The sequence below is a fragment of the Occallatibacter sp. genome (assembly GCF_049510455.1).
GTDB lineage: Bacteria > Acidobacteriota > Terriglobia > Terriglobales > Acidobacteriaceae > Telmatobacter.
This window is the reverse complement of the sequence record NZ_JBEKYX010000007.1, coordinates 57,437-67,646: the sequence shown is the minus strand read 5'-3', so window position 1 is coordinate 67,646 and position 10,210 is coordinate 57,437. Positions and strand designations below refer to the sequence as shown.

Here is a 10,210-nt window from a genome sequence, read left to right as displayed (position 1 = left end):
CCCCAGGCCCTCAGCGTGATGGTCCATTGAAGTCAAGGTTCTTCCTCCTTGTAGGACTGACCGGACCAGACTGCAACGCAACAGCGTTTCGCAGTCCAAGACGCGATATGTGTGGCAAATCTTGAATCGGCGTTCAATCGGCGCTTCCCCTCGGTTTCCTGCATAATTTTGGCAATTTCCCGCCCAGCGCAAAGCACTGTTCGCGCAGCTAACGGGACACTAGCGACTGCATCGGCCGCAGTGGATTCATGGATGACTCCGGAGTCAATTCGGAGAATAGGAATCCCCGGTCTCGACGCAGAACAGGAATACATTGAAACTCTTTTCAGAACTACCCCTCTCGCAGGCAATACAGAATCAGCTTGTCCGCTCCAACTTTACCCAGCTCACCCCGGTCCAGGCCGCCGCTCTTCCTCCAGCTTTGGAAGGACGCGACGTTCTCGCGACTGCGCAGACCGGCACAGGCAAGACGCTCAGCTTTCTGATCCCCCTCGCCGAGCGCATGGCCGTCAGCCCCAAGGAAACCAAGGCTCTCATCATGCTGCCCACGCGCGAGCTGGCCATGCAGGTGCTCGAAGCCTGGCGCAGCCTCACGAATAACCAGGGCAGAGTTGCCCTCGTCTGCGGCGGACTCGCGGAAGCGCCCCAGTTGAAGGCCATTCGCATGGGCGCGCGTTTGATCGTCGCCACACCAGGCCGCCTCGAAGACTATCTCTCGCGCCGCCTCGTCAATCTCGGCGACGTGAAGATGCTTGTGCTCGACGAAGTGGATCGCATGTTGGACATGGGCTTCAAACCCGCCATCAAGCGGATCGCCGGCGTATTGTCGTCGGATCGGCAGACCCTCTGCTACTCCGCCACCTTGAGCCCAGCCATCCGCGAAGTAGCCGCCCTGTACCTCAAAAATCCAGTGCGCATCGAAATCTCCACGGAGCTGAAGCCCTCGCCGAACGTTGAGCTGCAGACATTTGAAGTTCCCACGGACAAAAAGCAGGAGCTGCTCGAGCATCTTCTCGAAACCAGCAACGGCAGCTTCATGGTCTTCGTTCGCACCAAGCACGGAGCGGATAAAGTCGCCCGGCGGCTCGCCAAGGCCGGCTTCGCAGCAGCTCCCATCCACGGCGACCGCTCGCAGTCACAGCGCAGCGCAGCCCTGCGTGGCTTTGCGGAAGGCCGTCATCGCGTGCTCGTTGCGACGGACGTCGTAGCGCGCGGTATTGACGTTGCCGACGTCGCACACGTCGTCAACTTCGACATGCCCCGCGAAGCCGAAGACTTTGTCCACCGCGTAGGTCGCACCGGCCGCGCCTCCAGCCGCGGAATCGCCTCCACCTTCGCCGCTCCCGACGAGTCCAAGGCACTCCGCAAAATGGAGCGCACGCTCACCATTGCCCCCACAAAATTTCGTGTGAGCGCCATGATGATGGGCACTGGAGAGCGCGTGGAAATGGCAGCCGAACCCGCCGTTGCCACCAAGCCCGCACGTCCGTCCCAGCCAAATCGTCCCTCGCGGCCTTTCCGTCCCTTCGGACAGAACAGAAACTCACGCGGCGGAAGACCTGCTGCCCGCCGCCACAACGGATAGCCCACCGCCAGAAATCGCGGCACGAAACTTCGGCCAGGATGACGACTTTACAGTCCTCACCCTGGCCGCCGTCTCCCTCTGAATTAGCTTTTCGCTGGCTCGCTGCTTTCGGCCCTGCTCCCTGATCCCTGCTCCCTGATCCCTGCCCAAAGAAATCGGCGGCACGAGGATCGCTCCTCCGCGCCGCCAGCGGTTCTTGTTTCAAACCGTAAGATTGCTCTCTGCTATACGGTCTGACGAATTCGTTTTTTACACGGTTACATTCATAGCAATAAAAAACTTAGAAGAATTTACTCCTGTGGAGGCGTAGGCGGCGCACCCTGGGGTCCGCCCTGCGGAGCCCCGTCATGATGCCGCGACATTCCCTGCGCCCCCCCCTGCTGGTGGAACTGCGCCATCCGCTCCGCCCGCAGCTCCTGCAGATTCTTCCACTGCTCCGGCGTCAGCTTCGCGCGAATCGCCAGAAGAAAACGCGCATTCGCCTTCTCCAGCTCCGCCCTCGCCTGCGCCACCCGGTCAATCTGCTCCAGAATCTGCGATTCGTTTGGCTGGTCTTCTTTCATCATCGGTTCCAGCGCCAGCTCGGCCTTCTCCAGATTCGCGTGCAGATCCACCAGCGTCGTCCTGTGCTGCTGCAGTACCTGGTCCATGCCCTTACGCTGGTCATCCGTCAGCTTCAGCTTCGTCATAAGCGCCGGATTGTTCCAGAACCGCCCCTGCGGTTCACCCATCGGTCCCAGCGCCCGCTCCATCGGAGGCCTATGCCCCCTGAAACCAAGCCCACCAAAGCCCTGGCCGTCCGGACTACCCGGCGCCTGCGCCCCTGCCGCCACCCCAGCCAGCGTCAGCGCTGCAACTGCCATCGTCCGTACCAACCTTGCCTTTATCATTACCAATCTCCCTGACTCCAGAATCGGGTTCAAAACCGTTTATCTTTCCCAAAAGACCTTAGCCAATATGGATTCCGGCCCATGCCGCGCCTTGTGCGCGACACACACATATCTATGCATATCAATACGATGCAGAGAAAAACCGAAGGAAGCACATTAACTCTTACTGCTGTTTAGCATCTTCTGTATCCACCAGCCCGGTCAGTGGATCCATCGCGGCCGGAACCTGTCGCGCCACGTCGGAATCCACATGCAGCAGCAGTGCATCTTCATCCAGAGCCGCATTCTGAGCCGCCAGCTTCCGCTGCGCCTCCTGCTCTGCAGCCACCTTCGCCTGTTCGCGAGCCGCTTCCACCCGGAGCCCATGCTCGTACACTCCGGCAGAACCCACGCCCAGCACCAGCACGCAGCCCATTGCCCAGCCTGCAGCCATGCGCCACACTGCCGTCCGCATCGGCGCCTTCACCATCCGTGGCCTGCTCAGTTCCGCCTCGCTCCACGCATGCACGCTTCGCCGAAAGTCTTTCAGAGCCGAATCCAGCTCCGCATCCAGCATCCCGTCCCGCATTCCATCTCTCTCGTCCGCCATCATCGTCTCTCTCCCAGCTCGGCCCGCACCCGGCTCACAGCCCTTGAAAGATGCGCCTTCACCGTACCGTCACTCAGCCCCGTTGAGGCCGCAATATCCGCAATATCCATCTCTTCTACATACCGCAGCATAAATACCGTTCGCTGCCTGCCACTCAGCCGTTCCACCGCGCGCCAGACGTGCTTCACGCGCTCCCGAGCCAGCAACTGCTGCTCCGGCGAACTCTCCCCGCTCGGCAACCAGTCGCTCGCCTCGTCCGCATCCACCGCGTTCACCCGCGTCTGCCGCCAGAACTGCATCCGCCGGTTCCGCCAGTGGTCCTTCAGAACGTTAATGGCGATTCGCATCAGCCACGTCAGCGCCGTCGATTCCCCGCGAAAGCCCGCCCAGTTCCGGTGCGCCTTCAGGAAGCACTCCTGCGTCAGCGTCTCGGACAGGTCCACATCCCGCGTGCTTGACAGCAGGAACCGGTAAATCTGAACGCGGTAATTCGTCGCCACAAGAGAAAAATCCTGTGTGGCAATCGTCTCTGCCGCAGCCGGCGCAATCGGTTCCAATAGAGTTCCAGCAGCCATTACTTTGTCAGACGGGTTCACTCCCTGCAAGTTTACAGCCACTTTAGTATCTCGATGCAGTCCCACAGTCCCCAGGTCCCTTAGTCCTTGCCTTTACACTTACCCCATGCTCCTCTCATCCCTCCGCGACGAAGTTCTCCACGCTAACCAGGAAATCTCCCGCCGCGGCCTCGCCCCGCACACTTGGGGCAACGCCAGCGGCATTGACCGCTCCGGCTCCGATCCTCTAGTGGTCATCAAGCCCAGCGGCGTCAATTACGCCACCCTCCGCCTGGAAGACCTCGTCATCACAGATCTGCACGGCACCGTCGTTGAAGGCACCCTCCGCCCCTCCAGCGACCTCGCCACCCATCTTCTTCTGTATCGAGAATTCCCCACCATAGGCGGCATCATCCACACCCACTCCGAGTTCGCCACCGCATGGGCGCAGGCCTGCCGCCCCATCCCCTGCCTCGGCACCACCCACGCCGACTATTTCCACGGCCCCATCCCCTGCACCGAAGAGCTCACACCAGAGGAAGTCGCCTCCGGCTACGAGCTCAACACTGGCGCCGTCATCGTGCGCTACTTCCGCCGGCACAATCTCAATCCGCTCGAAATTCCCGGCGTCCTCTGCGCCGGCCACGCGCCTTTCGCCTGGGGAAAATCCGCCGCCGCCGCCCTTGAAAACGCTGATGTGATGGAATACATAGCGCGCCTCGCCTTCCGCAGCACGCTTCTCGGCGCACCGGAATCCGGCCTGGCCACGCACGTCCACGAACTCCACTTCAACCGCAAGCACGGCCCCAAAGCCACCTACGGCCAGCGCTAAATTCCGCGTCAGAGCTTCTCGTTTACTCAGCAATCATGATTGGCGTCTGTAGAAGATCACCGGTGCCCCATCCATGCGCGGCTTTATCGCGCATGGGTGGGATAGCACAAAAGCCAGCCCTCCCGTCTTTCGGACGCCATTCAGTCACCCCCGCACTGCAGGCTTAGCCGCCAGAATCCCCGCAAAGCTCTCGCGGTACTGCAAAAACACCAGCACCCAAAGCGCACACGCCACCAGCCCGGGAGCGATGCCCGGCAAAAGCGTCAGGTGGAAAGCAAGAATGTTGTACAGCTCCGCCGCAAGCAGAGTCAGAGCCAGCGGCACAAAGAAGCCCGAAATCAGCAGCAGCCCGCCAACCAATTGCACCGCAAAGAAGAACGCCGCAAAATGCGATACGCTGATCGCCGTAAAAAACTGTACCGCCAGCGGATTCGCCGGCGGCGGTCCCTGGGGAATGAAATGGAGAAATCCATTCAGGCCAAAGACCGTGAACATCAGTCCCAGCAGATAACGCGCAATTACAGAAACAATCTTCATGCCGTGTCTCCTTCGTATCGCTTAAATCGCCTATGATACCCTCACGCAGAACAAAGCGCGAACCCCCGTTTTTCTTGTCAAGAGGAAAAACGAAATTTATCCGGAAGGATGTACTTTACACAAAGCCGATAAATCGAAGTTTTCCTGATCTGATATAGCTCTCTTCTTATTTCGGCCATCCTTCTGCGGTTTCTTCTTTTTGAGGGGCTATTTCCCTCATATCGGCGCCTCATCATCCCAAGAGGGCGCTCGTCATATAAAGGACTCTAATCATGAGACTCTGCGCTAGATCATTGGCAATCTGACTGCAAATTCGGTCAGATATGGATTAGTACCCTGACACGCGCTCTTGATGAGAAAGAGCGCGTGTCAGGAAAAGCGATCCGTGGAAACAGCTTTGTCCCCTCATACTTCAGGCCGGTTTGAAATATCCCGTATATGGCGTGGAGCAGCTTCCTCGCAACAGCAATAAGCGCCTGCAGACGGGCTTTGTTTCGACCCGGAGGCCTCCGATTCTCCGCTGCGTATAAAAGAGGGACGGCGGCCGTTGTCAGCGACAGGCTCAGGATCGCTCCCGGCCTCAGGTGGGTACTTGCTTTCCGGGGTGGGGTAGGGCAAGCGGGCACGTTCGTAGCGCTGCCTTTTCATGAAGACATTGTCCAAAGTTGGGCTATGATGTATTGAAGGCATTGACATGGCTACTACCGCCTACAAAAACGTGCTGCAGATGGCTGCTTCGCTAAGCCACGAGGAACAGCTGCACCTGATTCAGGAGTTATCAATTCGAGTGGCTCCGGATTCGCAGTCAGAGCCTCGACACAGCATTCTTGAGCTGCGCGGCCTCGGGAAAGAAATCTGGGAAGGAATTGACGCCCAGGAGTACATCCACAGCGAACGTTATTCATGGAATGGATAAAGAAGCTGCATGGCAAGGTCGTGGGGCTAGACTCCGCGCCCCTTATTTATTTTGTCGAAGAGCATCCGACGTATCTTCCGCTGCTTGATCCATTCTTTGCCTCTGTAGATAAGGGCGAAATCGAAGTTGTAACTTCAGCGCTCACCTTGACTGAGGTTCTTGTCCATCCAATTCGCCGCGCCAACTTATTTTTGGCTCAGCAATACTCGAACATTCTGCTGAAATCTGCTCATGTGAAAACGATAGCTGTTTCGCATGAAATCGCTGTTGAGGCTGCGGAACTTCGAGCTGCCGAAAGACTGAGAACACCAGATGCGATTCAAATTGCGACTGCTCGGAATGCAAAAGCAAGAGCATTTCTCGCCAATGATCGTGGCCTGACTGCGCCGTTTGGTATGCAACTGATCCTGCTGGATGATTTGCTTGCCAGCTATCATCCCTGAAAGGCGAAGCGTGGCTGAATCTCCGACGACTGCGCGAATTGTTCTGACCACGGTGGCAAGTGCCGGTGAGGCCAGCCGCATTGGACGCGTGCTGGTGAGTGAGCGATTGGTGGCGTGCGCGACGATCCTTCCTTCCGTGGAGTCGATCTACGAGTGGCAGGGCAAGACGGAGCTGACTACGGAGACGCTGATGCTGCTGAAAACGGATGCGGCGCGGATCTCCGCTCTCGAAGCGCGGCTGCATGCGCTGCATAGTTATGAGACGCCGGAGTTTCTTATATTGGCGGTGGAGGCTGGAAGCGCGGGGTATCTCAACTGGATGCAGAGTGTGCTGGGCGAGCGTGTGGCGGAGTAGTTGTGGCCTGTGGCGACCCGGATTTTGACGGCTTGGTCTGGTATTCTTGGCTTCAGCGGATTTGTTGTCGAGCCTGATTTGTTTTTGCGATCGCGCATGCTTTTGAAGCCGCGCCGCAGGACGGCAAACAGAAAGAAAGACCGCGTACTACCTCATGCGATGGCTCATGATTGCACTCTTCGCGTCTGTAGCGGCGCTGTTAATTGCGTCTGCAGGCGTGGCGCGCCATATATGGCGCAGACATAAGCAGGCGGAGCAGACGCAGGAGCCGCATTCAGCGGAAGAAGAAATTCATACGGAGGAAGGCAAATGAACAAACCCGCATCGATGCAGTGGGCTTGGAATGCGCAGGAAACGCGCGGGACCGCGGCACTTCGCGCAGGCGGAATTGTGCTGGTAGGGACGCTGTTTGTGGCGGCATGCGCGCATGTTTCGATTCCGTTGTACTTTACGCCGGTGCCACTGACGCTGCAGCCCTTTGCGGTGCTGGTGCTGGGTCTGTTGCTTGGGCCGCGGATGGCTTTTGCTACGCTGTTGACCTATCTGGCTGAAGGCGCTGTGGGATTGCCTGTGTTTGCGCCGGGCGCTGCGGGGCTTTCCGGCATGGCTCACTTGCTTGGGCCGACGGGCGGATACCTGATGGCGTATCCGGTGGCTGCTGCGCTGATTGCTGTTTTGTGGCGGCGGAGCAATCGCAAGTTTGGATGGGGATTGATTGCCGCTGCTGCTGGCGATGCACTGATTCTTACAACGGGGGCTGTTTGGCTGGCGCTGTGGACGCATGGGGCGACACATGCAACAGCAGCTACGGTCTTTACGCAGGCGGTGCTGCCGTTTCTGCCGGGCGAGGCGCTGAAGATTGCTGCTGCCGCTGGTGTTGGAGCGGGTGCATCGCGGATTCGCCGCGCTAACTAAGCGCACCACTAAATTTAAGGATTTGCCTGACCAGTTTCTGTTGAAAGGATGTACTGTTTCGTGAGTTCTTCGCAGTCCGATTCCGTCGCTTCTTCCTCTGAGATTCGCACTATCTCGATTGCCCACAGCCCTGACTCCGATGATGCGTTCATGTTTTACGGTCTGGCCACGAACAAGATTCGTGTGCCGGGCTACCGCTTTTCGCATACGCTGACGGACATTGAGGCGCTGAACAGGCGCGCACAGAGTGAGGCGTTCTACGACATCTCCGCGATCAGCTTTCATGCGTATCCCTACGTGCAGGAAAACTACACGCTGATGGGCTGCGGCGGCAGTGTGGGCGAGGGTTACGGGCCGATGATTGTGGCGAGCCGCCAACTTACGACGGAGGATCTGCGCAAGATCAAGATTGCTGTGCCGGGGACGTTGACGACGGCATTTCTGGCGCTGAAGGTTTTCAATCCTGAGCTTGAGACCGAGGTTGTGCCGTTTGATCAGATTATTCCTGCGATTCAGGCGGGTAAGTACGATGCGGGGCTGATCATTCATGAAGGGCAGCTTACTTATGCGACGAGCGGGCTGTACAAGGTGCTTGATCTGGGCGTGTGGTGGCGTGAGACGACCGGGCTGGTGCTGCCGCTTGGCGGCAATGCGATTCGGCGGTCGCTGGGCGCGGATGTACACAAGATTTGCTCACAGGCGCTGCGCGACAGTATTCAGCATGGGCTGGACCATCGCGAGCAGGCGCTGGAGTATGCGATGCAGTTTGCGCGCGACCTGGATACGACGCTGGCAAGCCGCTTTGTGAGCATGTATGTGAATGAGCGCACGCTGGATTACGGCGCTGACGGACGCGAGGCGATTCGCAAGCTGCTGGAGCTGGGATACGAGCGTGGCGTGATCACGGTGAAACCGCAAGTGGATTTTGTGGATTAAGAGGCTGGCATGGTTTCGATCGAGATGAAGTACGAGGGCGACTTGCATTGCAGTGCGGTGCATGGGCCCTCGGGAACGGTATTGAGCACGGACGCTCCGAAGGATAACCAGGGGCGCGGTGAAAGCTTTTCTCCTACGGACCTGGTAGGGACTGCGCTGGGAACCTGCATCCTGACAACCATGGGGCTTCTGGCGCGGACGCTTGGCATTGATATGTCCGGAGCTACAGCGACAGTAGACAAGGAAATGACCAGCGCTCCGCCCCGCAGGATTGAACGGCTGACGGTGAAGATTCAGATGCCGGCTGGAATCAGCGAAGAGAACCGCGTGAAGCTGGAGCGCGCGGCGCATGCCTGCCCGGTGCATAAGAGTTTGCATCCGGATGTAGAGTTGCCGATCTCATTTACGTGGGGATGATGCACATCCGCAAGTAAGACAGCTTGTGTGCTACATCAAAGCCCAGGGGCTAAAGCCCCGATTCCTCCTCTGGCTTGTCTTCAGGAGCCTCAAGGCCCCTGCTCCCTCCAAAAATTAAAGGTGACTAATGTGGGAGAATCGTCCCCTGTTCGTTACCGTTGCTGACCCTTATTTCCTGCCTCAAATTCTCAACCATTTCCAATCTCAGCCGATGCAGCCATTGTTGAGGATGAGCACGATGGCTGAAGAACACCAACCTGTCTTTCTTCTTGCTTCGCAAGAGCCGGATCTGCTGAAAACAGCGGAGGCGGCGCTGCGCGTGAATGGCGTGCGAGTGGAAATTGCGTTAAGCAGTGACGATGTTCTGGCTCGCGTGGCTGCTCCGGCTCCTCTCTGCCCTGTTCTGGATCTGCTGCTGCTGGACCCTCGGCTGCCTGGCGCGCCTACGGATCAATTGCTGGCTGCGGCGCAGGCGGGGACGATGGGGATGCCGTTTCCGATTGTGCTGTATACGGACAGCGTTACGCCCATCTGGACTGAGCGGCTTGCCGATGGCGTGATTGACGATGTGATTCCCTTTGGCTGCGGACCGGATTTTCTGCGCCTGCGCGTGGAGCGGGCGCTGCGGTGGTTCCAGCAGAAGCGGGAGCTGGAGCAGTTGCGCGAGACGGTGGCGCTTTCCGCAGAGACAGACCCGCTGACAGGCGCGCAGAACCGGGCGGCGGTGCTGGCTGGGCTGTTTCGCGAGACGGATCGCGCGCAGCGTATGAATACGCCGCTGAGCCTGATTCTGCTGGATGTGGATGATTTTGGGCACTGGAATTTGCGGCTGGGCACAGAGGCGTGCGACCGGCTGCTGGTGGAAGTGGCGCAACGCACAACGCGGCTGCTGCGTACGTACGATCTGTTTGGGAGAACGGGAAAGGATGAGTTTCTGGCCGGGCTTCCTGGGTGCAGTACGGTGAATGCAGTGCTGCTGGCGGAGAGGATTCGCGCGGAGGTTTTCTCTGCGCCGTTTCATGCGGCTGGGCATGTGGTGCGGCTCTCGGCTTGCTTTGGCGTGGCGGCAAGCGCGGGGCGTTCGCCCGTGATTGTGCTGCGTGAGGCGGAAGAGGCTTTGCGGTTGGCGAAAGAAGAGGGTCCGGAGAATATTCGCTGCGCGGGGAATGATATGGAGGCGCTGGCCAGGCCGGTGACGTTTCTTTCGCCTACATCGGGTGAGGATTTGCTGGCCTGGTAGG

The 10,210-nt window shown here is 58.7% G+C and carries 14 protein-coding genes; 10 read left to right on the top strand and 4 right to left on the bottom strand.

Features of this window, described 5'->3' with window-relative positions; translation table 11 throughout:
* Positions 1-313: 313 nt before the first annotated feature.
* Positions 314-1,585 carry a DEAD/DEAH box helicase gene (locus ABSG47_RS02565; RefSeq protein WP_424165976.1) on the top strand — a complete coding sequence of 424 codons (1,272 nt, stop codon included), beginning with the start codon at positions 314-316 and terminating at the stop codon, positions 1,583-1,585.
* Between the two features lie 290 nt (positions 1,586-1,875).
* On the opposite strand, the gene ABSG47_RS02560 is transcribed toward ABSG47_RS02565, so the two are convergent.
* From ABSG47_RS02560 to ABSG47_RS02550, 3 genes are all read right to left on the bottom strand, one after another.
* Entirely contained in the window at positions 1,876-2,448 is a 573-nt protein-coding gene (locus ABSG47_RS02560) for a Spy/CpxP family protein refolding chaperone (protein WP_424165973.1), read from the bottom strand.
* Between the two features lie 190 nt (positions 2,449-2,638).
* On the bottom strand, positions 2,639-3,067 hold the full coding sequence (locus ABSG47_RS02555; RefSeq protein WP_424165971.1) for a hypothetical protein: 429 nt from the start codon (positions 3,065-3,067) through the stop codon (positions 2,639-2,641).
* On the bottom strand, positions 3,064-3,681 hold the full coding sequence (locus tag ABSG47_RS02550; protein ID WP_424165969.1) for an RNA polymerase sigma factor: 618 nt from the start codon (positions 3,679-3,681) through the stop codon (positions 3,064-3,066). The genes ABSG47_RS02555 and ABSG47_RS02550 overlap by 4 nt, the downstream gene beginning before the upstream one ends.
* A 64-nt stretch (positions 3,682-3,745) precedes the next feature.
* Between ABSG47_RS02550 and araD the strand changes: the two genes are divergently transcribed.
* Positions 3,746-4,450: an L-ribulose-5-phosphate 4-epimerase AraD gene (gene araD, locus ABSG47_RS02545; RefSeq protein WP_424165967.1), complete on the top strand. Its 705-nt coding sequence runs from the start codon at positions 3,746-3,748 to the stop codon at positions 4,448-4,450.
* 144 nt (positions 4,451-4,594) lie between these two features.
* Here araD and ABSG47_RS02540 read toward each other — a convergent pair whose 3' ends face one another.
* Complete coding sequence (locus ABSG47_RS02540; protein ID WP_424165965.1) at positions 4,595-4,987, bottom strand: hypothetical protein; 393 nt, start codon at positions 4,985-4,987, stop codon at positions 4,595-4,597.
* Between the two features lie 694 nt (positions 4,988-5,681).
* Here ABSG47_RS02540 and ABSG47_RS02535 point away from each other — a divergent pair.
* From ABSG47_RS02535 to ABSG47_RS02500, 8 genes are all read left to right on the top strand, one after another.
* Complete coding sequence (locus ABSG47_RS02535; protein WP_424165963.1) at positions 5,682-5,903, top strand: hypothetical protein; 222 nt, start codon at positions 5,682-5,684, stop codon at positions 5,901-5,903.
* On the top strand, positions 5,891-6,346 hold the full coding sequence (locus ABSG47_RS02530) for a type II toxin-antitoxin system VapC family toxin (protein WP_424165961.1): 456 nt from the start codon (positions 5,891-5,893) through the stop codon (positions 6,344-6,346). Before ABSG47_RS02535 ends, ABSG47_RS02530 begins: the two co-directional genes overlap by 13 nt.
* A gap of 10 nt (positions 6,347-6,356) precedes the next feature.
* Positions 6,357-6,701, top strand: coding sequence for a divalent-cation tolerance protein CutA (cutA, locus tag ABSG47_RS02525; RefSeq protein WP_424165958.1), 345 nt, complete (start codon positions 6,357-6,359; stop codon positions 6,699-6,701).
* 166 nt (positions 6,702-6,867) lie between these two features.
* Complete coding sequence (locus ABSG47_RS02520; protein WP_424165956.1) at positions 6,868-7,014, top strand: hypothetical protein; 147 nt, start codon at positions 6,868-6,870, stop codon at positions 7,012-7,014.
* Positions 7,011-7,616: a biotin transporter BioY gene (locus tag ABSG47_RS02515; protein ID WP_424165954.1), complete on the top strand. Its 606-nt coding sequence runs from the start codon at positions 7,011-7,013 to the stop codon at positions 7,614-7,616. The genes ABSG47_RS02520 and ABSG47_RS02515 overlap by 4 nt, the downstream gene beginning before the upstream one ends.
* A 60-nt stretch (positions 7,617-7,676) precedes the next feature.
* Positions 7,677-8,552, top strand: a complete 876-nt coding sequence (locus ABSG47_RS02510; RefSeq protein WP_424165952.1) for an MqnA/MqnD/SBP family protein — start codon at positions 7,677-7,679, stop codon at positions 8,550-8,552.
* A 9-nt stretch (positions 8,553-8,561) separates the two neighbouring features.
* Positions 8,562-8,969 carry an OsmC family protein gene (locus tag ABSG47_RS02505; protein ID WP_424165949.1) on the top strand — a complete coding sequence of 136 codons (408 nt, stop codon included), beginning with the start codon at positions 8,562-8,564 and terminating at the stop codon, positions 8,967-8,969.
* 238 nt (positions 8,970-9,207) lie between these two features.
* The gene (locus ABSG47_RS02500; protein ID WP_424165947.1) at positions 9,208-10,209 is read left to right on the top strand and encodes a GGDEF domain-containing protein; all 1,002 of its coding nucleotides are present in this window, start codon (positions 9,208-9,210) and stop codon (positions 10,207-10,209) included.
* Position 10,210: the final 1 nt, after the last annotated feature.